Source organism: Micromonospora sp. WMMD812 (genome assembly GCF_027497215.1).
Taxonomy (GTDB): domain Bacteria; phylum Actinomycetota; class Actinomycetes; order Mycobacteriales; family Micromonosporaceae; genus Micromonospora.
This window is the reverse complement of record NZ_CP114904.1, coordinates 5,228,880-5,249,187: the sequence shown is the minus strand read 5'-3', so window position 1 is coordinate 5,249,187 and position 20,308 is coordinate 5,228,880. Positions and strand designations below refer to the sequence as shown.

General features: G+C 74.8%; 18 protein-coding genes and 1 pseudogene. 5 read left to right on the top strand and 14 right to left on the bottom strand.

Annotated elements, in window-relative coordinates; genetic code table 11:
- Nucleotides 1–9 precede the first annotated feature (9 nt).
- From O7603_RS24315 to O7603_RS24300, 4 genes are read right to left on the bottom strand one after another with little or no spacing between them, the layout of a single operon-like run.
- Nucleotides 10–1,590, bottom strand: a complete 1,581-nt coding sequence (locus O7603_RS24315) for a uroporphyrinogen-III synthase (RefSeq protein ID WP_281572095.1) — start codon at nt 1,588–1,590, stop codon at nt 10–12.
- Nucleotides 1,587–2,555 carry a hydroxymethylbilane synthase gene (gene hemC, locus O7603_RS24310; protein ID WP_281572094.1) on the bottom strand — a complete coding sequence of 323 codons (969 nt, stop codon included), beginning with the start codon at nt 2,553–2,555 and terminating at the stop codon, nt 1,587–1,589. Before hemC ends, O7603_RS24315 begins: the two co-directional genes overlap by 4 nt.
- Nucleotides 2,552–3,910, bottom strand: a complete 1,359-nt coding sequence (locus O7603_RS24305) for a glutamyl-tRNA reductase (protein WP_281572093.1) — start codon at nt 3,908–3,910, stop codon at nt 2,552–2,554. Before O7603_RS24305 ends, hemC begins: the two co-directional genes overlap by 4 nt.
- On the bottom strand, nt 3,907–4,677 hold the full coding sequence (locus O7603_RS24300) for a redox-sensing transcriptional repressor Rex (protein WP_281572092.1): 771 nt from the start codon (nt 4,675–4,677) through the stop codon (nt 3,907–3,909). The genes O7603_RS24305 and O7603_RS24300 overlap by 4 nt, the downstream gene beginning before the upstream one ends.
- 410 nt (nt 4,678–5,087) lie before the next feature.
- On the opposite strand from O7603_RS24300, the gene O7603_RS24295 reads away from it, so the two are divergent.
- Together O7603_RS24295 and O7603_RS24290 are read left to right on the top strand one after the other, a co-directional pair.
- Nucleotides 5,088–6,389 carry a sensor domain-containing protein gene (locus O7603_RS24295; RefSeq protein ID WP_281572091.1) on the top strand — a complete coding sequence of 434 codons (1,302 nt, stop codon included), beginning with the start codon at nt 5,088–5,090 and terminating at the stop codon, nt 6,387–6,389.
- Between the two features lie 25 nt (nt 6,390–6,414).
- Complete coding sequence (locus O7603_RS24290) at nt 6,415–7,071, top strand: response regulator transcription factor (protein WP_281572090.1); 657 nt, start codon at nt 6,415–6,417, stop codon at nt 7,069–7,071.
- 96 nt (nt 7,072–7,167) lie between these two features.
- Here the strand turns inward: O7603_RS24290 and O7603_RS24285 are convergent, their stop codons facing one another.
- Genes O7603_RS24285 through O7603_RS24275 form a run of 3 tightly spaced genes read right to left on the bottom strand, consistent with a single transcriptional unit; the run spans nt 7,168 to nt 9,791 of the window.
- On the bottom strand, nt 7,168–7,821 hold the full coding sequence (locus O7603_RS24285) for an HAD hydrolase-like protein (protein WP_281572089.1): 654 nt from the start codon (nt 7,819–7,821) through the stop codon (nt 7,168–7,170).
- Between the two features lie 22 nt (nt 7,822–7,843).
- Nucleotides 7,844–8,098: a glutaredoxin family protein gene (locus O7603_RS24280; protein WP_281572088.1), complete on the bottom strand. Its 255-nt coding sequence runs from the start codon at nt 8,096–8,098 to the stop codon at nt 7,844–7,846.
- Nucleotides 8,088–9,791 carry an AMP-binding protein gene (locus O7603_RS24275; protein ID WP_281572087.1) on the bottom strand — a complete coding sequence of 568 codons (1,704 nt, stop codon included), beginning with the start codon at nt 9,789–9,791 and terminating at the stop codon, nt 8,088–8,090. The genes O7603_RS24280 and O7603_RS24275 overlap by 11 nt, the downstream gene beginning before the upstream one ends.
- 578 nt (nt 9,792–10,369) lie before the next feature.
- On the opposite strand from O7603_RS24275, the gene O7603_RS24270 reads away from it, so the two are divergent.
- From O7603_RS24270 to O7603_RS24260, 3 genes are all read left to right on the top strand, one after another.
- Nucleotides 10,370–11,338, top strand: coding sequence for an ECF subfamily RNA polymerase sigma factor, BldN family (locus tag O7603_RS24270; RefSeq protein WP_281572086.1), 969 nt, complete (start codon nt 10,370–10,372; stop codon nt 11,336–11,338).
- A gap of 292 nt (nt 11,339–11,630) precedes the next feature.
- Nucleotides 11,631–12,521, top strand: a complete 891-nt coding sequence (locus O7603_RS24265; protein ID WP_281572085.1) for a DUF5667 domain-containing protein — start codon at nt 11,631–11,633, stop codon at nt 12,519–12,521.
- 117 nt (nt 12,522–12,638) lie between these two features.
- On the top strand, nt 12,639–13,511 hold the full coding sequence (locus tag O7603_RS24260; RefSeq protein WP_281572084.1) for an HAD-IB family hydrolase: 873 nt from the start codon (nt 12,639–12,641) through the stop codon (nt 13,509–13,511).
- A gap of 6 nt (nt 13,512–13,517) precedes the next feature.
- Here O7603_RS24260 and O7603_RS24255 read toward each other — a convergent pair whose 3' ends face one another.
- From O7603_RS24255 to O7603_RS24225, 7 genes and pseudogenes are all read right to left on the bottom strand, one after another.
- Nucleotides 13,518–14,375: a lysophospholipid acyltransferase family protein gene (locus O7603_RS24255; RefSeq protein ID WP_281576788.1), complete on the bottom strand. Its 858-nt coding sequence runs from the start codon at nt 14,373–14,375 to the stop codon at nt 13,518–13,520.
- A 179-nt stretch (nt 14,376–14,554) separates the two neighbouring features.
- A complete protein-coding gene (locus O7603_RS24250) occupies nt 14,555–15,628 on the bottom strand; it encodes an NAD-dependent epimerase/dehydratase family protein (RefSeq protein WP_281572083.1) in 1,074 nt (357 codons plus the stop codon).
- A gap of 120 nt (nt 15,629–15,748) precedes the next feature.
- Entirely contained in the window at nt 15,749–15,850 is a 102-nt protein-coding gene (locus O7603_RS24245) for an AURKAIP1/COX24 domain-containing protein (RefSeq protein ID WP_007465623.1), read from the bottom strand.
- Nucleotides 15,851–16,091: 241 nt separating this feature from the next.
- Nucleotides 16,092–16,301, bottom strand: a complete 210-nt coding sequence (locus O7603_RS24240; RefSeq protein ID WP_007465625.1) for a helix-turn-helix domain-containing protein — start codon at nt 16,299–16,301, stop codon at nt 16,092–16,094.
- Nucleotides 16,302–16,583: 282 nt separating this feature from the next.
- On the bottom strand, nt 16,584–17,768 hold the full coding sequence (locus O7603_RS24235; protein WP_281572082.1) for an ABC transporter permease: 1,185 nt from the start codon (nt 17,766–17,768) through the stop codon (nt 16,584–16,586).
- A 140-nt stretch (nt 17,769–17,908) separates the two neighbouring features.
- Nucleotides 17,909–18,787 (bottom strand): annotated as a pseudogene (locus tag O7603_RS24230) (ABC transporter ATP-binding protein); the annotation flags it as partial.
- 17 nt (nt 18,788–18,804) lie between these two features.
- Nucleotides 18,805–20,199, bottom strand: coding sequence for an HlyD family efflux transporter periplasmic adaptor subunit (locus tag O7603_RS24225; protein WP_281572081.1), 1,395 nt, complete (start codon nt 20,197–20,199; stop codon nt 18,805–18,807).
- Nucleotides 20,200–20,308 lie beyond the last annotated feature (109 nt).

Sequence of the window (20,308 nt, the reverse complement as noted above, 5' to 3'; positions counted from 1 at the left end):
TCCTGACGACTACCGGAACCTCAGGGCGGTCGGCCCCTGCACCTTCGAACCGCGGCGCTGCTTGGCCGGCATGGCGGCGAGCTTCTCGCGCAGCTCGACGGCGTAGGCGGCGAGCGCCTCCACCAGATCGGGCACCGAGGCGTGCGGCGGCTGGACGTCGACCCGCAGGCCGAACTCCGTCGCGGTCTCCGCCGTCTTCGGGCCGATGACAGCGACCACGGTACGCGCATGCGGCTTCCCGGCGATCCCGACCAGGTTCCGGACGGTCGAGGACGAGGTGAAGAGCACCGCGTCGAAGCCGCCCGACTTGATCGCGTCGCGGATCTCGGCCGGCGGCGGCGCCGCCCGGACCGTCCGGTAGGCGGTCACGTCGTCGACCTCCCAGCCACGCTCGGTGAGCCCGGCGGCGAGCGTCTCGGTGGCGATGTCGGCGCGCGGCAGCAGCACCCGGCCGACCGGGTCGAGGATCTCGTCGTGCGGCGAGAACTCGGCCAGCAGGCCCTCGGACGACTGCTCCCCGGACGGGATCAGCTCGGGCTGGATGCCGAACGCGCGGACCGCGTCGGCGGTCGCCTCACCGATGCAGGCGATCTTCACGCCGCCGAAGTGCCGGGCGTCCAGGCCGTGCTCGCCGAACTTCTCCCAGACCGCGCGCACGGCGTTGACCGAGGTGAAGATCACCCAGGCGTACCGGCCGTCGACCAGGCCCTTGACCGCCCGCTCCATCTGCGCCGGGGTGCGCGGCGGCTCGACCGCGATGGTCGGCACCTCACACGGGATGGCGCCGTACGCGCGCAGTCGGGCGCTCATCACGCCGGCCTGCTCCTTGGTGCGCGGCACCAGCACCTTCCAGCCGTACAGCGGACGGTTCTCCCACCAGCTGAGCTTGTCCCGCTGCCCGACGCCGGCGCCGACGGTGAGCACCACGCGCCCGGTGAAGCCGAGCGCGGCGGCGACGAAGCTGTCCACCGTCGAGGTGGTCGTGTACTGGGTCTCGCCGGTGCCGTCCCCGGTCACCCCGACCGCGGTGGCGCCGTCCAGACCCGCGGCGAGCAGCCCGTCACGGACGCCGGCGAGATCACCGGCGTCGACCGCGATCGCGAGCGAGCCCCGGCCGACGGCCGCGGCCAGCGCCTCGAAGTCCAGCGTGCTGACGTCCTCCACGTCGGCCGCCGTGCGTACGCCCGGCAGCGGGACGCCGGCGTAGGTGGCCACGCCCTCGGCCTGGCCGACACCCGGCACCACCTCGAAGTGCGCCGCGGTGCGGGCGACCGCCTGCACCTCCTTGACCACCGAGTCGTGGCCGAACGGGTCCCCGGCGACCAGGTGCACGGCGTTCTGCCCGGCACGGGCCGCCGAGATCAGCACCTTCGCCACGTCCCCGGGCGCGCCCTCCGCCGGGGTGAACTCGGCGTCCTCGCGGGCCTCGGCGCGCACGGCGGCGAGCAGCGACTCGGGTACTCCCCGGTCGTACACCACCTGGTCGGCGTCGACCAGGGCGTCGTGCGCCCGGCGGGTCAGCAGGCCCGGGTCGCCGGGACCGGCCCCGACGAACGCGATACGGCCTACGGGCTTACGGGTGCGGGTCATTCTGTGCTCCCAAATTGCTGGGTCCCCGGACCGGTGTGTCCGTCGTGGCCGAGGATCGAGTCGGCGCCGAGTTCGAGGAGTTCGGCGGCGAGTGCCTTGCCGATCTCCGCCGCGTCGGCGGGCGTTCCGGTGCGGGACAGCCGGAGGTCTCGGGAACCGTCCGGACTGATCACCGCCCCGCGCAGGTAGATCTCTTCACCGAAGTCGCCCTCGGCGAGTTCGGCGTAGGCGGCGACCGGCGCGCTGCAGCCGGCCTCCAGGGTGGCCAGCAACGCCCGCTCCGCGGTGACCGCGGCGCGGGACGGTGCGTGGTCGAGCACGGCGAGCAGCTCGACCAGGTCCGGGTCGTCGATCCGGCACTCCACCGCCAGCGCACCCTGGGCGGGCGCGGGCAGCATGAGCATCGGGTCGAGCGTCTCGGTGATCTCGCCGGCCCGCCCCAGCCGGGCCAGCCCGGCACGGGCCAGGACGACCGCGTCGAGGTCGGCTTCCGGGCCGAGCACCCGTCCCACGCGGGTGTCGACGTTGCCGCGGATCGGGGTGACCCCCAGTTGCATCCCGAGGGCGTGCAGCTGGGCGATGCGGCGCAGCGAGCCGGTGCCGACCGTCGCGCCGGGCGGCAGCTCGGCGAGCGTACGGCCGTCGCGGGCGACCAGCGCGTCGCGCGGATCCTCCCGGGGCGGCACCGCCGCGATGTGCAGCCCGGCGGCGGCCGCGGTGGGCAGGTCCTTGTAGGAGTGCACCGCGAAGTCGATGGTCCGGGCGGCCAGCGCGTCCCGCAGCGCGGAGACGAAGACGCCGACCCCGAGCCGGTGCACCGGCGCGCTGGACCGGTCGCCGGCGGTGACCACCTCGACCAGCTCGACCGGCCGCCCGGTGGCCGCGGTGACGGCGTCGGCGACGTGGCTGGACTGGGCCATCGCCAGGGCGCTGCCCCGGGTGCCGAGGCGCAGGGGCGCGGTCATCGTTCACCTCCGGTGGACGGGGCGGGGTCGGTCTCCACGACGTCCGGAACCACGACGTCCGGCACGGTGTCCACCGGCGAGGTCTGCGGCACCTGGAGGTCGAACAGTTCGCGGAGCAGGGCCGCGTACTGGTCGCCACCGGGCTCCGCGGCCAGCTGGCGGACACGCACGGTCGGCTGGTGCAGCAGCCGCTGCACCACCCGGTGCACCGTCCGGGCCACCTCGGCCCGCTGGTCGTCGCTCAGGTCCGGCCGCCGCTGGGCCAGCCGGCTCAGCTCGGCGGTGACCACGTCGTCGGCGCGACCGCGCAGCGCGGCGACGGTGGGTGCCACGTCGGCGCCGCGCAGCCAGGTCAGGAAGCCCTCGACCTCGGTGGTGACGATCTGCTCGACGGCGGCGGCGTCGCTGGCGGCCGGGCCGTCGGCGAGCAGCGCCGCCATCCGGTCGATGTCGATCACCTCGACGCCGGGCAGCTCGGCCACGCCGGGCTCGACGTCGCGCGGCACCGCCAGGTCGAGCAGGACCAGCGGCCCCCGGGCCAGGTCCCGCTCGGCCAGTGCCCGGGCCACGACCTGTCGGGTGAGGACCGGTGCGGTGGCCGCGGTCGCGGCCACTACGATGTCCACTGTGGAGAGCGCGGCGGTCAGCTCGGCCATCGGCACGGCGCTGGCGCCGTACGACTCGGCCAGCCGGACGGCCCGGTCGGCCCCCCGGTTGGTCACGGTGAGCGGCCCGGCGCCGAGCCGGGAGAGCGTCGCCACGCCCAGCGAACCCATCGCGCCGGCGCCGACCACCAGCGCCGGCCGCCCGGTGAGGTCGCCGTCGAGATGACCAGCGGCCAGCTCCAGCGCGGCGGTGACCACGCTCTGGCCGGCCCGGTCGATGCCGGTCTCGGCGTGCGCCCGCTTGCCGACCCGCAGCGCCTGCTGCATCAGCTCGTGCAGCAGGCGGCCGGCCGAGTCGGCGCCGGTGGCCCCGTGGTACGCGTCACGGATCTGGCCGAGGATCTGCGCCTCGCCGACGACCATCGAGTCCAGCCCGGTGGCGACCCGGAAGACGTGGTCCACGGCGGCGGCGTCGTAGTGCACATAGAGGTTGTTGGCGAGCGCCGCCGGCTGGCAGCCGGCCCGCTCGGCCAGGACCGCGCAGATGTCGCCCAGACCGCCGTGGAAACCGGACACGGCGGCGTAGACCTCCACCCGGTTGCAGGTGGAGACGAGCACCGCCTCACTCACGTACGGCTGGGCGACCAGGCGGTCCAGCGTGCGGGTGAGGTCGGCGGGGGGCACCGCCAGCTGCTCCAGCGTGGCTACCGGGGCGGTGCGGTAGGACGCGCCGACGACGAGCAGTTTCACGTGCCGATCGCCTCCTGGGTATCGGTGGCCGCGAGCCCACCGGGCAGAGCCGTGAGGGCGGACCCGCCGGTGGCGGGCAGCGCGGTCAGCGACGCCTTGCGGTGCTCGTGGAAGGACAGGATCTGCAGCTCGATGGCGAGGTCGACCTTGCGCACGTCGACCCCCTCCGGAACCGAGAGTACGCAGGGTGCGAAGTTGAGAATGCTGGTCACGCCGACCGCGACCAGTTGGTCGGCCACCGGTTGCGCGGCGGCGGCCGGGGTGGCGATCACGCCGATCGCGATGGACTCCTCGGCCGCGACCCGGGGCAGCTCGTCGACATGCCGTACGACCAGGCCGTTGATCTCCTCGCCCACCCGGGCCGGGTCGGCGTCGAAGAGCGCGGCGATCCGGAACCCGCGGCTGGCGAACCCGTCGTAACCGGCCAGAGCGTGACCGAGATTACCCACGCCGACCAGGGCGACGGCCCGGCGCTGGGTGAGCCCGAGCACGTACTCGATCTGCTCGATCAGCAGCGCCACGTCGTAGCCGACCCCGCGGGTGCCGTACGAGCCGAGGTGGGACAGGTCCTTGCGGAGCTTGGCGGAGTTGACCCCGGCGGCGCTGGCCAGTCCCTCGCTGGAGACCGTCTCGTTGCCGGTCTCGGCGACGTTGTGCAGCGCGCGGAGGTACTCCGGGAGCCGCGCGACGGTCGCCTCGGGCAGATCCGGTAGCGCCGGAACGGCACCGGCGCGGTCGGGCGCGCCAGGGTGACGGTGCTGACTCATGAGACTCCGTGCGGTGCGATCCTCGGCCAACTCCGCCGGTCGGCCGCTTCGGTACTCCCGCTGGCAACCGAAAGTGCCGGCTGTGCTAGCGGGGCGCGTCGGAATTACAGAGTAGGCGCTTGTGAAGACGTGCACAAATCGCGATCTTGTCAGCTCGCGACGCGGCTTCACCTGGCCCTCCATTCCGCAAGATCGATCCGGCGGCCTCCGCCGGCGCCGCCCGGCGATTATTGCTCAATCCCGACTTCTCTGACCAATCCCGCGCCGACGCCACGCCCCGACGGTCCACAACCGTGCCATCGCACGGGAACCGTCGGCGGCCGCGCCGGGGGCTCGGTAGGGCCAGCCCTACGGTGCAGAGGCCGGTCGACGGGATGGGGGCGAGGGCCGCGGCCTCCTAGCCTTTGGGCATGACCGCAGTTCCCGTCACCGCCGACCAGCCGACGCTGGCGCCGAGCATCCCCCGCCAACTCCTCCTCGACTCCGGGTACGTGCTGCTCGGCTTCCCCATCGCGCTGGCCAGCTTCGTCGTCCTCGTGGTCGGTTCCGCGCTCAGCGTCGGCCTGGTGGTGACCGTCATCGGGCTGCCCATCCTCAGCGGCACCCTCTACGCCGCCCGGGGTTTCGCCGACATCGAGCGGCTCCGGCTGCCGGCCGTGCTGCGTCAGCCGCGAATCCGCCCGCACTACCGGGCGGCGGAACCGGGCGCGAGCGCCTGGCGACGGATCTTCGTCCCGATCCGGGACGCCCAGTCCTGGCTCGACCTGGCGCACGGCATCTTCCGGTTGATCGTGGACATCGCCACCTTCGTGGTGACCGTCGTCTGGTGGGCGGGGGCCATCGGCGGCACGCTCTACTGGGCGTACGACTGGGCGCTGCCGCGCGGCGGGCCGGACAACACCGACCTCCCCGAGCTGCTCGGCCTGGGCGAGTCGGCCGCCGCGCGGGTCGGCCTGAACACCGCGATCGGACTCTTCTTCCTGATCACCCTGCCGATCGTGGCCCGGGGCTGCGCGCTGCTGCAGGCGAGCTTCTCCCGGGCGATGCTGACCGGGGTGGCCGAGATGCGGGACCGGATCATCGTGCTGGAGGAGCAGAAGCGGGCCGCGGTCTCCGCCGAGGCGGCCGCCCTGCGCCGGCTCGAGCGGGACATCCACGACGGTCCCCAGCAGCGGCTGGTCCGGTTGGCGATGGACCTCAGCCGGGCCCGCCAGCAGCTCGCCTCCGACCCGGAGGCGACGGGCCGGACCCTGGACGAGGCGGTCGCCCAGACCCGGGACGCGCTCGCCGAGCTGCGTGCCCTCTCGCGCGGCATCGCCCCGCCGATCCTGGTCGACCGCGGCCTGCCCAGCGCCCTGGCCGCGCTCGCCGGGCGCGGGCTGATCCCGATCGAGCTGCAGGTGGACCCCGCCCTCGGCACCCCGGCGGGCCGGCTCGACCCGGCGGTGGAGAACACGGCGTACTTCGTCGTCGCCGAGGCGCTGACCAACGTGGCGAAGCACAGCCGGGCGACCGCGTGCCAGGTGAGCGTGCTCCGGTCGGGGCGGCGACTGACGGTCAGCGTGGGCGACGACGGCCAGGGCGGCGCGCACCTGGCGAAGGGGCACGGGCTGGTGGGCATCGCCGACCGCGTCCGGGCCGCGGGCGGGGACCTGGCTGTGGTCAGCCCGACCGGCGGGCCCACCGAGATCCGCGCCGACCTGCCGCTGTGAGCCGGACGTGGTAGACAACACCCTCATGCGGATCGTGATCGCGGACGACGCCGTCCTGCTCCGGGAAGGGCTCGTACGGCTGCTGACGGAGCACGGCCACGAGGTGGTGGCGGTGGTCGGCGACGGCGACGCGCTGGTCGAGGCGGTCGTGGCCCACCGGCCCGACGTGTCGATCGTCGACGTGCGGATGCCGCCGTCGCACACCGACGAGGGGCTGCGCGCGGCCGTCGAGGCCCGCCGTCTCGTGCCGCGAAGCCCGGTCCTGGTCCTCTCCCAGTACGTCGAGGTCTCGTACGCCGACGACCTGCTGGCCACCACCGGCGGCGCCGGCGGCGGCGGGATCGGCTACCTGCTCAAGGACCGGGTGGCGGCGATCGACGAGTTCCTGGACGCGCTGCAACGGGTGGCCGGCGGCGGCACGGTGCTCGACCCGGAGGTGGTCGGTCAGCTCTTCGCGCGCCGCCGGCGCGACGACCCGCTGCGCGAGCTGACCCCGCGCGAGCGGGAGGTGCTCGGCCTGATGGCCGAGGGGCGCTCGAACACCGCCATCGCCCGCACGCTGGTGGTGAGCGACGGCGCGGTGGAGAAGCACGTGCGCAACATCTTCACCAAGCTCAACCTGCCGCCCGACACCGAACAGCACCGCCGGGTCCTCGCGGTCCTCACCTACCTCCGCAACTGACCCGGGCCCACCCCCGGAAGCCGTCGATCATGAGGTCTGCGGCGGCGGAAGAGATCGGAAACGCCGCACGCCTCATGATCAACGCGGGAGGGGTGGTCAGCGCGGGAGGGAGCGGGCTAGCGTGACCGCTTCGCTGAGGGTGTCGGCGACCGGGTGGCCGGAGGCGAGCAACCGGGCCGGGTCGGTGAACCCGCCGGTGTAGAGCACGGCGCGGCCGCCCACCGAGGTGGCGGCGTCGGCGTCGTCGATCGAGTCGCCGATCAGCACGACCGAGCCCCCGTCCACCCCCAGCTCGTCGAGGTGCCGCCGGAGCGACTCGGCCTTCCGGTCACCACCGACCGTGCCGCGCAGCCCGTCCACCCGCAGGAAGTGCCCGGTCAGGCCGTACGTGTGCACGGTCGGCACCAGCTCCTCGTGGAACCACATGGAGAGCAGGGACTGGCTGCCGGGCCACGCCGCCATCGCCGTCCGCGCGTCGGTGGCCAGCTCGCACGTGGTCAGCCCGGTCCGGTACGCGTCGTGGAAGATCTTGTCCAGCCGACCGAACTGTTCGTCGTCGACCGCCCGGCCCAGCATCTCGGCGTAGTACTCCGCGACCGGCCGGCGGAACCGCACGCGGTGCTCGTCCGGCGTGACCGTCGGGCCGCCCACGGTGGCGAAGGCGGCGTTGGTGGAGGCCACCACGAGGCTGAGGTCGTTGAGCAGGGTGCCGTTCCAGTCCCACACCAGGTGGGGGCGCGCAGGGGTCACCGCCGCACCCTACCCCCCGCGCTCACAGCTGCGGCGTGGTCAGGTCCCGCAGCAGCCGGTCCTCCTCGACCCGCCAGTAGCCGTGCTCCTTGCCGTCGAGCAGCACCACCGGAAGCCGGTCGCCGTAGTCGCGCTCCAGCTCGAGTTCGCCGGACACGTCCCACTCGACCCACCGGTCGCCGGTGACCGCGACCACTCGTTCCAGCGCGGCCCGGGCCTCGTCGCAGAGGTGGCAACCGGGCCTGGTGATCAGGGTGAGCCGGGCGTCACTGGACATCGGGCACCTCCGTACGCGAGTCGGCCGGGACCGACGGGCTGTCGTCGACCGGCACCGCCGGGGACGGCACCGAAGGCGGCGCCGTCGGGGACGGCCCCGCGGCCGGGGCCACCGTGGCGGACGCCGACCGGAGCTCGGTCTTGCGGACCTTGCCGATCACCGAGTGTGGCAGGGCGTCGACGAACTCGACACCGGTGGGGCACTTGAACCGGGCCAGGTTCCGCGCACAGTGGGCGAGCAGCTCCTCGGCGATCACCGGCTCTCCCGGCGCTCGCACGACGTACGCCCGGACAGTCTCGCCGGTTCGCGGGTGCGGCACACCCAGTACCGCCGACTCGGCCACGCCCGGGTGCGCGTCGAGCGCCAACTCGACCTCGTGCGGGTAGACGTTGAAGCCGTTGACCAGGATCAGCTCGCGGAGCCGGTCGACCAGGAAGAGGTCGCCGTCGTCGTCGGCGTAGGCCACGTCCCCGGTCGCCCACCAGCCCTCGGCGTCCGGACCGCCGCGGCCGTCCGGCCAGTAGCCGGCGAAGAGGTTCGGCCCGCGGGCCACGATCTGACCGGGGTCGGTGCCCGGCGCGGCGTCGGAGAGGTCCAGCTCGTCCGGGTCGTCGTCCGGCGCCGCGGTGCCGTCGCGCCACAGGTCCGCGCCGTCCGCGCCGACCAGGCGCAGCTCGACGCCGGGCAGCGGACGCCCGATCGAGCCGGCCTTCGGCACGCCGCCGACGAGCGTGGAGGTGAGCACGGGGGCGGTCTCGGTCAGGCCGTACCCGACGTACACCGGGTGGTTGGCGGCCTCGGCGAACCGCGCCGCGACGGCCGGCTCCAGCGGCGCCGCGCCGCACACCACCACCCGGACCGACGCCATCGCCGCGGCCAGCGTGTCGACGTCCGCCGTCGACCAGGCCAGCACCATCGACGGTACGCCGACCAGCACGCTGGCCTCGTGCCGGGCGATCTCGGCGAGCCCGGCGTCGGGCCCGAGGTCGTCCACGAGGAGCCCGGTCGCGCCATGGTGGACCACCGCGCCGAGCCCCGAGTTGAGTCCGTACGCGTGGAACAGCGGCAGCGCCAGCAGCACGGTGTCCGTCGGCCCGACCACCGGCGGGTCGATCCGGCCGACCTGTTCGTGGTTGGCCAGCAGCGCGCCGTGCGAGAGCATGGCGCCCTTGGGCCGACCCTCGGTGCCGGACGTGTAGAGCAGCACCGCCAGATCGTCGCCGCCCCGCGCCGGGAACGGGGTGGATCCGCCCGCCGCGACCGGTGGGGCGATGTGCACGGCGGTGAGCCGGGGCAACTCGTCGGCGATCTCGGCGACCAGGTCGCGGACCCGTTCGGTGGCGATCAGCACCGACGCGCCGGAGTCGGCGAGCACGTGCCGCAGCTCCGGCGCGGTGAAGCCCGGGTTGATCGGCACCGCCACCAGTCCGGCGCGTAGGGCGCCGAGGTAGCTGACCACGAAGTCGGGCGAGTTGGGCAGGGCGATGGCCACCCGGGCCGGTCGGCCGGTCGGGTCCGGCCCGGGCGCGGCGGCCGCCAGCGCGTGGGCCACCGCCGTGACCCCGGCGTCCAGTTCGGACCAGTCGATCGTCCGGTCCCGCCAGTGCAGCGCGGGTCGGTCGCCGTGGGCGACGGCCGACCGGTGAGCCCGGTCGGCGAGGTTCGGCGCGGAACTGCTCGCTGCGTCCTGCACGGTGGCTGAGTCTGGCACAGCGGACGGCGGCGGGCCACGCCCCGTCGCCGGCGACGCGGAGGGCGGAAGTCCCGTTCACGGGACACGCTCGCGTGCCGCGGGCGCGCCAATCCGGTCCCATCGACGGGACGCACGACACGCCGGGAGCGGACCGCACCGCCGCCTGTCGCGAACCCGACCGACACGCCCGACCCAGGCCCACCGTCGCGACCCTGACCAGGGCTTCCACTGCGGACCATCGGATCCGTCGAAAGTCAACCACCCGCGACGGACAACCGGTCCGCCATCGGTGCGACACAGCGGGAAATACTTCCGCCCTGTGTAACGGACTTGCCACGCGCGGGTGACGTTGGCCCTATCATCACTCGGGTCGGCTCACCCCATTTGCCGTGAGTCGACACCCCTCAGCCCGAGGAGGCCCCCGTGCCCGTGAGCGCATTGGACCAGCACCTCAAGGGGAACTGCCGCCCGCCGGCACACCCCGGAACCGCCCTGCCCGACCGCGGCGCACCCACCCGGGGCGCCCGCGCGGCGAGCCGGCCGGCTCGCCGGACAGCCGGCGGGACGGGGGCGGCGCGGTGACCACCTTCGGTTACGCGGAACGACCGCTCGGCCTGACCGGCCCGACCGCCCGCGCCACGGTCAACGAGCGACCCACCGGCGGTCGCGGTGCGCTGGACGACCCGGGCAGCCTCGCCGTCCGGGGCGAGAGCGCCGCCAAGCGGGTGCGCAACCGGCCGCATCACAACGAGCCCCCCGCCCGGCCGGCCGTGCCCGGCGGGAACGCGAAGCCGGCCGGTGGCCGGGTCGCGGTGCCGGCCCGGCCCACCATGCCGGCGCAGAGTCGCCGGGTCGGTGACTCCCCGGCGGTGGCCGACCCGTCCGCGGGCGAGACGGCGGTCCTGCCGGCGGTGCCGGCGAGCGAGGCCCCCACCGGCTCGGGCAGCGCCACCGGTTTCCCGAGCCGCCCCGACCCCTCCGATCCCGCGACCGAGGTCTGGGCCCTCGTCGAGCGCGCCCAGGCCGGCGAGGCCGAGGCGTTCGGCCTGATCTACGACCGGTACGTCGACACGGTCTTCCGCTTCGTCTACTTCCGGGTCGGCAACCGGCAACTGGCCGAGGACCTGACCTCGGACACCTTCCTTCGGGCACTCAAGCGGATCGGCAGCTTCACGTGGCAGGGCCGCGACCTGGGGGCGTGGCTGGTCACCATCGCCCGCAATCTGGTCGCGGACCACTTCAAGTCGGGCCGGTACCGACTCGAGGTGACGACCGGCGACGTGCTGGACGCCGACCGCGAGGACCGGGGCCCGGAGGGCAGCCCGGAGGCGGCGGTGGTCGAGCACATCACCAACGTCGCCCTGCTCACCGCCGTCAAGCAACTCAACCCGGAGCAGCAGGAGTGCATCGTGCTCCGGTTCCTCCAAGGCTTCTCGGTCGCCGAGACGGCGCGCGCGATGGGCAAGAACGAGGGCGCGATCAAGGCGCTGCAGTACCGCGCGGTCCGGGCGCTGGCCCGGCTCCTGCCCGACGGCTTTCAACCGTAGTCCCGTTGCCGGGACCCGGTCCGGGCCCGATCAGCGAACGAGCAGCTCAGTACCGGTGCCACCGCGTGACACCCATCACTTTCTGTGATTTCGGCCCCGCCGGGCCCGTAACCCGTGCCCGGCGCCGACCGTTTCTCCGGGTGCGACCGGTGGTTGTCCCGGCATCCCCCCGGGCCCCCGAGGTCGACGGGCATTCCCGCCCGCCGCCTCGCCTCCCGCGGCGTCACGCTGCCGCCGGTCGTCGGCCAACCGACGGCCGACCGGCCGTGACCAGCGAGAGGAGGTGCCCGCGGTGGACAACATCCTCTTCTCCCGCCGGCGCGCCGAGCGCTTCGCGCAGCTGCTCGACGAGGCCAACGGCGGCCGGCGGCACCACGTCCGGTCCCGGATCGACGACCAGCTCACCCCGCTCGTGGCGGTCGGGCAGCGGCTCACCGCCGAGCGCCCGACCGTGGAGGTCGACCCGGAGTTCCGGACCGGCCTGCGGGCGATGCTGCTGGCCACCGCCGTGCGGGAGGGCCTGGGCAACCCGGCAGCGGCCACCACGGCCGAACCGGCCGGCCAGCGCGCCACCGCGGGGAGCCTGCGCGGCTCGCTGCTGCCCGCGGTCACCGCCCGCCGGGCCCGGGCCCGCGGCGCCATCCTGGTCGGCATCGCCGCCGGCGCGGTCGCCGTCTCCGGCATCTCGGCCGCCAGCGAGAACGCGGTCCCGGGCGACGCCCTCTACGGGATGAAGCGCTCGACGGAACGCGCCCAGCTCGCCCTGGCCAGCTCGGACATCAGCCGCGGCCAGCTCTTCCTCGACTTCGCCCGGACCCGCCTCGGCGAGGCCGCCGAGCTGCGCGGCGACCGGGTCGGGTTCAGCGCCGTGCTCGACGACATGGACGCCGACACCCGCCAGGGCGTACGCCTGCTGACCACCGCCGCGGTGCAGCGCGCCGACGCGGCCGGCCTGGACGCGGTCAACACCTTCGTGGCCGGGCAGCGGCGCGCGGTGAGCGACCTGCTGGACGGCGGCGCCACCCGGGCCGACCGCGAGCGGACCAACCGGTCGCTGACTCTGCTCGACGCGGTCCGCGAGCGCTCCGACGCGCTGCGCGCCGCCCTCGGCTGCAACCTTCCGGCGCCGGTGGCCAGCGACGCGCTCGGCCCGGCGCCGCGCACCTGCCCCGCCGACCGCTGACCCCACCGGCGCCCAGGTCGGCGCCGGTATCACCGCCGGGACTGCCCGCCCACCGGGCCGATCCGGCTACCCTCGCTGGGGGCGCAGATTGCGCCGATCGCGCAGGGAGGGGGGCGAGTGGCCCGCAGCCGCAAGGTGACGGTGAGCACCGACGCCCACGGCCACACCGCCGGCTGGGCGGAGGCCGAGCCCGCAGCCATTCCCCCGACGCCGGACCCGACCGCGGCCGCCTTCTTCGACGTGGACAACACGATGATGCAGGGCGCCTCGATCTACTGGTTCGCCCGCGGGCTCGCCGCCCGCAACTACTTCACCACCACCGACCTGGCCCGCTTCGCCTGGCAGCAGCTCCGGTTCCGCCTGCTCGCGCGGGAGCACGCCGGTGACATGTCGCAGGCCAAGGAGGCCGCGCTCGCCTTCATCGAGGGCTGGCGGGTGGACGACGTGGAGCGCCTCGCCGAGGAGATCTTCGACGAGCTGATGGAGCCCCGAATCTGGGTCGGCACCCGCCGGCTCGCCCAGCGCCACCTGGACGCCGGGGAGCGGGTCTGGCTGGTCAGCGCCGCGCCCGTGGAGATCGGCCGGGTGATCGCGTCGCGGCTCGGGCTCACCGGCGCGATCGGCACGGTCGCGGAGATCGTCGACGGCGCGTACACCGGCCGGCTCGTCGGCGACCTGATGCACGGTCCGGCGAAGGCCGAGGCGGTGGCCCAGCTCGCCGCGGTGGAAGGGCTCGACCTCACCCGGTGCGGCGCCTACAGCGACTCGGCGAACGACCTGCCGCTGCTCTCCGCGGTCGGCCGGCCGGTGGCGGTCAACCCGGACGGCGCGCTGCTGCGCCGGGCCCGGGAGCACGGCTGGGAGGTGCGCGACTTCCGCACCGGCCGACGCGCTGTCAAGATCGCCGTGCCGTCCACCGCGGCGGCCGGGCTGGTCGCCGGTGCGGTCAGCGCCGGACTCGTGCTGCACCGCCGCCGCCGCGCCGGCTGAACCGGCTCAGGGGCCGAACGGGTCCGGCCGCCGTTCCAGCAGCCGGTGCAGGGTCTGTTGGATGGTCTCCCGCACCTGGTCGGCGAGGTTGAACACGACCAGCGGGTCGTCGGCGGAGTCGGTCAGGTGCGCGGTCGGGATCGGCGGGCAGAACTCGATCAGCCACTTGCTCGGCAGCGGAATCATGCCCAGCGGCCCGAGCCAGGGGAAGGTCGGGGTGACCGGGAAGTAGGGCAGCTTCAGCAGACGGGCCAGCGGCTTGATGTCGGCGAGCATCGGGTAGATCTCCTCGCCGCCGACGATGGCCACCGGCACGATCGGGGTGCCGGTGCGCAGCGCGGCCGAGACGAACCCCCCTCGGCCGAAGCGTTGCAGCTTGTAGCGCTCGGCGTAGAGCTTGCCGACGCCCTTGAACCCCTCCGGGAAGACGCCCACCAGCTCACCGCTGCCGAGCAGCCGCTCGGCGTCCGGGTTGCAGGCCACCGTGCCGCCCGACTTGCGGGCCAGCTCGGAGACGACCGGCATCCGGAACACCAGGTCCGCGCCGAGCAGCCGGAGGAACCGGTGCGCGGGGTGCTGGTCGTGCAGGGCGGCCGAGAGGATCAGCGCGTCCAGTGCCACGGTGCCGGAATGGTTGCCGACCACCAGGCCGGCGGTGTCGGCGGGAACGTGCTCGATCCCGGTGACCTCGGTGCGGAACCAGTCGCGGTAGAGCAGCCGCAGCAGCGGGTGGAAGACGGCCTCGGTCAGATCGGGGTCGAACCCGAACTCGTCGACCTCGTAGTCGCCGGAGAGCCGTCGGCGCAGGAAGGCCAGCCCGCTGGCGACCCTCCGGTCCCACGGATCGCCCGGCCGGTCGGCCACCGCCGGCCCGTCCGGTCCGGTCGGCTCGTCCGACCCCGCCGCGCCGCTCGCCGCGGCGGCCAGGGTCGTGGGTCGGTGGCCGTTGCGCCGCGCCGGCTCCGCGTCCGGGTCCGGCCGGGTCTGCGGTACGCCGAACCGGCCGCCCACCCCGGCGCCGTCGGGCTCCCGCTCCGGCCCGCTCACGACCGCTCCCGCACGGCGGCCCGCACCTGCCGGATGCCGTCCAGCACCCGCTGCTCCGCGGCGGCGAGCTGGCCGCGGCTCACCACCGCCCTGCCGTGGTGAGCGCGGATGAAGTCGTCGAACGCGGCGGCGGTGGAGCGCGGCGTGAAGGCGTACTCGCGCTCCAGACGGGTGGTGTCGACGACCCGGCCGTGCACGAACAGGTCGACCTGGTCGAGGCCGTACCGGCCGAACCCGAGGTTGCGGGCGAGCGCGGCGGCCCCGGACAGGCCGGGCTCGAGCACCGGCACGGCCACCCGGCCGGCCCGCCGGATCGCCTGGGTGAGCGAGAGGACGCCCGGGCCGGCCACGTTGTAGGTGCCGGGATGGTCCTCGACGACCGACCGGTACAGGACCTCCAGCGCGTCGTCGAAGTGCAGGAACTGCAGCCGCGGGTCGCGGCCGAAGACGGTCGGCACCACCGGCTGGGCGAAGTAGCGGGTCAACGTCGTGTCGGCGGTCGAGCCGATGAAGGGCGCGAATCGCAGCACGGTCGCGGTCACGTCGGACCGCCGCCGGCGGAAGCCCCGGACGTACCCCTCGATGTCGAGGATGTCGCGCCCGAACCCGCCCCGCGGCACCTCGCGCGGCTCAGTCTCCTCGGTGAACACGGCCGGGTCCCGGAAGGACGCTCCGTACGCCGCGGTCGAGGAGCGGACGACGAGTTTGCGCAGCCGGGGTGCGCGCTGGCAGGCGGCGAGCAGCTGCATGGTGCCGATGACGTTCTGGTCCTTCATCGCGGACCGGCCGCCGTGCTGCGAGTCCGGGGCGGTGACCAGCGCGACGTGCACCACCGCGTCGACGTCCAGGTCGGCCAGGAGGCCCCCGAGCGAGCCGGGGTCGATCCGGATCCGCTCGACCCCGTCGAGCAGCTCCGCGAACTCGCTGCCGGACTCGGGCGGCTCGATGCCGATGACCCGCTCGATGCGCGGGTCGGCCGCCAGCCGGGCGGCCACGTGCGCGCCGAGGTAGCGGCCCACCCCGGTCACGACGACGACCCCCGGAGCACCAGGGGTGCCACCGGGGGTCATCTCTCACACCTCCCCCGGCAGGCGGGATCGAGCCGGGAGAACCACGGCCTGATCACCTGAGCCTCCGGGGGTCGACGGTTGGCGAGTGACGCCGGTGCCGGGCCGCGGGCCCGGCGTGGGTCACTTGCCGAGACGGCGACGCTGGACGCGGGTCTTGCGCAGCAGCTTGCGGTGCTTCTTCTTAGCCATGCGCTTGCGGCGCTTCTTGACCACCGAGCCCATACGACAGCCTTTCGATGCAACGTGCGGGGCGGACCGGATGACGCCACGCGGGTGGCATCGGCGACCGCTTGCGGACAACGGACCGGACCAGCTCGGGCGGCAGGGCGCACCGGGGTGCGGTCACGGTCGGGGTCCAGGGTAGCGGGAGAGCTTCAGCAGGACCAACGCGACCCCGTCGATGCCGTCGGCGGCACACGCTCGCCGGCCCGCTCACGGTGGGCGCGACCGGCTGTCCGGCGGCTCAGGCGGTCTCCTGAAAGGCGCCCCGGAGATACTCGTGCACCGCGTGTTCGGGTACCCGGAAGGACCGGCCGACCCGCACGGCGGTGAGCTCACCGCTGTGCACCAGACGGTAGACCGTCATCTTCGACACCCGCATGACCGTCGCCACCTCGGCGACGGTCAGGAACTTGACCTCCGACAGCCGTCCGTCGGACTGTGACCCGGCCATGGCTCACCGACCCATCCCATGCCCGGCGCGTGCCAATCCGACGGCTGCTCCCACCCGGGCCGGCGACGCGCGTGTTACCAGTACGGTAGCGGGGCCGCTGTTACCGGCGCGATCCCTTCGTACAACTGATCATGATTCGACGCCCGGTTCACCCGTTCTGAGCTGCCGGTATCCCCCCTGCCGATCCGTTCGTCCGGTTGCCAGGACCAACGCACGGCCGATCCGACCACCACGGAGCGCAACCGCCCCGGCGCAACTTGCTCATCCGGCCACCCGGCCGGTTCACTCGGCCCGCAGCGCGACCACCGGGTCGAGTCGCCCGGCCCGCTGCGCCGGGACCACCCCGAAGACGATCCCCACCGCCGCCGACACCCCGAAGGCGAGCGCCAGCGACCACCAGGTGATCGCCGCCGGGATCGGCGAGACCGCGTCCACCAGCAGGGCGGTGCCCACGCCCAGGGCCATGCCGGTGAGCCCGCCGATCGAGGTGAGCAGCACCGCCTCCAGCAGGAACTGCACGCCGATGTCCCGGGGCCGGGCCCCGACCGCCTTGCGCAGGCCGATCTCCCGGGTCCGTTCCCGGACGCTGACCAGCATGATGTTGGAGACGCCGACCCCGCCGACCAGCAGCGAGATGCCCGCGATCGCCGCCAGTACGCCGGTCAGCACGCCGAGGATGTCGCCGAGCACGCCGAGGATCTGCTCCTGGGTGACCGCGCTGAACTCGGTGCCCGGATGACGGTCGGCCAACTCCGCCACGATCCGGTCGCCCAGCTCGTCGATCCGCTCCCGGTCCGGGGCCTTCACCGCGATCCCGTCCACCCGCTGGGTGCCGTAGAGCCGCTGCGCGGCCGTCACCGGAATGTGCACCTCGTCGTCGCGGTCCACGCCGAGGCTCTGGCCCAGCGGCGCGAAGACGCCGACCACCCGGAACCGCACCCCGGCCACCGCGATCTGCTGGCCCAGGGGGTCCCGGTCGGGGAAGAGGGCGTCGGCCACCGCCGCGCCGAGCACCGCCACCCGGCGGCCGGTGTCCACGTCGGACCCGGTCAGGTAGCGGCCTCGGGCCAGCTCCCGGGTGAACACCCGCGGGGTCGTCTCCAGCACACCCTGCACGGTGCTGAAGTCCTCGCGGTTCCCGGCCCGTACGGTGGCGCCGGACGCGACCGTGACGGCAACCCGGTCGGGGTCGCCGACCACCCGGGAGACCGCGTCCACGTCGGCGAGGGTGAGGGGGGAGACCGCCGGGGCGGAGCCGACGTCCAGCCGGCCCGGGACCACCAGCAGCAGGTTCGACCCGAGCCCTTCGACCTGCTGTTCGACCTTCTGCTTGGTGCCGGTCCCGATGGCCACCAGCACCACCACCGAGGCCACCCCGATGATCACCCCGAGCATGGTGAGCGCGCTGCGGAGCCGGTTCGCGCGGAGCGCGTCCAGCGCCACCCGCCAGGCCTCGGCGAGCCTCACCGACCGGACCCGTCCGGGTCGGTGGCACCCGCGTCCCGGCCCGCCGCCCCGAAAGTCGGCTCGGTGGCAACCGCGTCCCGGCCCGCCGGCCCGAAAGTCGGCTCGGCGTCGCCGGCACCCCGCTCGTCCGGGCGCGGAAGGCGCCCGGTGGCTCCGGCGGCGCCACCGGAGCCACCGGGCGGGCACCCCGGTTCGCGTCCGGACGCGAACCGGGGCTCCGCGCTGGGAGCGGGGACCAGTGTCTCAGGTACGTCGGAGGGCCCGGACAGCGGTGGATCATGAGGCGCGGAGCGTCCACCGTCGGCGACCACCACGCCGTCGCGCAGGGTGATCCGCCGGTGCGCCCGGGCCGCCACCTCCTGGTCGTGGGTGACCATCACCAGCGCCACGCCGGACTCGACGTTCAGCTCCTCCAACAGCTCCAGCACCGCCGCGCCGGTCACGCTGTCCAGGTTGCCGGTCGGCTCGTCGGCGAGCAGCACGGCCGGGTCGGTGACCAGGGCCCGGGCGATGGCGACCCGCTGCTGCTCACCGCCGGAGAGCTGGTTGGGCCGATGGCCCAGCCGGTGCCCGAGCCCGACCCGGCCGAGCATCGCCGCCGCCCGCTGCCGCCGCTGCCGCGCACCGACGCCCCGGTACACCAGCGGCAGCGCCACGTTGTCCACCGCGGAGGTCCGGGGCAGCAGGTGGAACGCCTGGAAGACGAAGCCGATGGTCCGGTTGCGCAGGGTCGCCAACTCCGGGGCGGAGAGGGCCCCGACGTCCCGGCCGCCGATCACCAGCCGGCCGCCGGACGGCCGGTCCAGTCCGCCGAGCAGGTGCATCAAGGTGGACTTGCCGGAGCCCGACGGCCCGACCAACGCCACGTAGTCGCCGGGCGCGACGGTGAGCGACACCCCGCGCAGCGCGGGGACCGAGACGCCGCCCAGCTGGTACGTCCGGGACACGTCGACCGCCTCGATCGCCGGCGCCGCGCCGTCACCGGTCGCCGCGCCATCGCCCCGGCCGGCGCGGTCCACCGGCCCGCCACCCGGGCTCACCGGACTTCCTGGCCCTCGCGGACCTGGTCGGCGCCGCGCACCACGATCCGGTCCCCGGCCTGCACCCCGCTGAGGATCTGCACCAGATCCGGCCCCTGCACGCCCACGGTCACCGCCGCCCGGTCCGCGCGGCCGTCGCGCACCACCCAGACCGCGTCCCGACCATCGGCCGAGAAGACCGCCGAGGCCGGTACGGTCACCGCGTCCGCGGCCTCGCGTACCCGGAGGTGGATCACCGCGTTCATGCCGGGGCGGGGCGTCGGGGCCGGCTCGCCCTCGCCGAGCCGACCCGCACCGAGGGCCAGCCGCACCCGGTACGACACTCCGCCGCGCGCCGAGGTGGTCGGCAGGACGTCCACCGACCGCACCGTGGCGTCGTACGTCGCGCCGGTCACCGCGTCCAGCTCGACGCCGGCGGTGAGCCCGGGCCGGACCAGTAGCACGTCGGTCTCGTCCACCTCGGCGAGCAGACCCAGCTCGCCGGTGTCCACCACGGTCAGCACCGCTGTGCCGGCGGTGACCCGCCCGCCCACCGGAATGGCGCCGTCCACTCCGGCTGGTGGCCCGGTCGGCGCGGGCGCGAGCGCGCCGGGGTCCAGCCCGACCGGAGCGCCGCCGGCACCGAGCAGGCCGGCCAGGGCGTCGGCGGACACGCCCCCGCCGCCCGTTCCGCCGGGCTGCACCACCCCGCCGATCGGGGCGCGCAGGGTGAGCGCGTCGACCGTCGCCTTCGCCAGGTCGTACGCCTGCTGGGCCTGGAGCCGCTGTGCGGCGGAGAGCGCGGAGACCGCGGAGTTGAGGCCGCTGATGCCCTGCCGCACCGCCCGGACCGCCTGGTCCGCGGCGCGCGCGGCGTCGGCGTACTGCCGCTGCGCGGCCTCGACCTGGCGCAGCAGGGCCTCCCGCAGTCGCGGGTCGCCGACCTTCTCGGCGGCTGTCCGGGCCGCGTCGAACGCCTCGGTGGCGGCCCGGTCGGTGCCGCGCCGGCTGCCGCCCAGCTCGCCGACGCCGACGCCGCGCCCGGCCCGCTTCGCGGCGGCCAACGCCTCCCGGGCCTGCCGGAGCCGGTCCTGGGCGGGCGGGGAGCTGACCACGGCCAGCACCTGACCCGCGCGGACCCGCTGGCCGGGCTGGACGCGCAGGCTGGCGAGGGTGCCGTCGGCGGGGGCGGTGAGGGTGGCCGCCGCCCGGGCGGTCACCGTGGCGGGCGCGTCGATCACCTCGGTGACGGCGGACCGGCCGGCCGCGGCCAGCGCGAACGGGGACTCCTCGTCGCCGCACGAGGCCGCCGTCGTGCCGGTGAGGACGACCACGGCGAGCAGGGCGGTGAGCAGGCGGGGCCGCGTGGCTGCGCGCAGCCGCGGCGGGTCGGTGCGGCGCACGGGGCCCATGCTACGACCGGTGTCGACGCGGGACGATACGGCGGCGGGCGCACCACGGGGTGCCCGTGGCGGCCAGCAGGGTGCTCGCGGCGGCCAGCAGGGTGGCCGCCGCGGCCGG

Excerpts from the sequence above, each read along its gene's own strand:
- O7603_RS24315 (WP_281572095.1), bottom strand. The coding sequence starts at position 1,590 with ATGACCCGCACCCGTAAGCCCGTAGGCCGTATCGCGTTCGTCGGGGCC.
- hemC (WP_281572094.1), bottom strand. The coding sequence starts at position 2,555 with ATGACCGCGCCCCTGCGCCTCGGCACCCGGGGCAGCGCCCTGGCGATG.
- O7603_RS24300 (WP_281572092.1), bottom strand. The coding sequence starts at position 4,677 with ATGAGTCAGCACCGTCACCCTGGCGCGCCCGACCGCGCCGGTGCCGTT.
- O7603_RS24295 (WP_281572091.1), top strand. The coding sequence starts at position 5,088 with ATGACCGCAGTTCCCGTCACCGCCGACCAGCCGACGCTGGCGCCGAGC.
- O7603_RS24290 (WP_281572090.1), top strand. The coding sequence starts at position 6,415 with ATGCGGATCGTGATCGCGGACGACGCCGTCCTGCTCCGGGAAGGGCTC.
- O7603_RS24280 (WP_281572088.1), bottom strand. The coding sequence starts at position 8,098 with ATGTCCAGTGACGCCCGGCTCACCCTGATCACCAGGCCCGGTTGCCAC.
- O7603_RS24250 (WP_281572083.1), bottom strand. The coding sequence starts at position 15,628 with ATGACCCCCGGTGGCACCCCTGGTGCTCCGGGGGTCGTCGTCGTGACC.
- O7603_RS24245 (WP_007465623.1), bottom strand. The coding sequence starts at position 15,850 with ATGGGCTCGGTGGTCAAGAAGCGCCGCAAGCGCATGGCTAAGAAGAAG.
- O7603_RS24240 (WP_007465625.1), bottom strand. The coding sequence starts at position 16,301 with ATGGCCGGGTCACAGTCCGACGGACGGCTGTCGGAGGTCAAGTTCCTG.
- O7603_RS24225 (WP_281572081.1), bottom strand. The coding sequence starts at position 20,199 with ATGGGCCCCGTGCGCCGCACCGACCCGCCGCGGCTGCGCGCAGCCACG.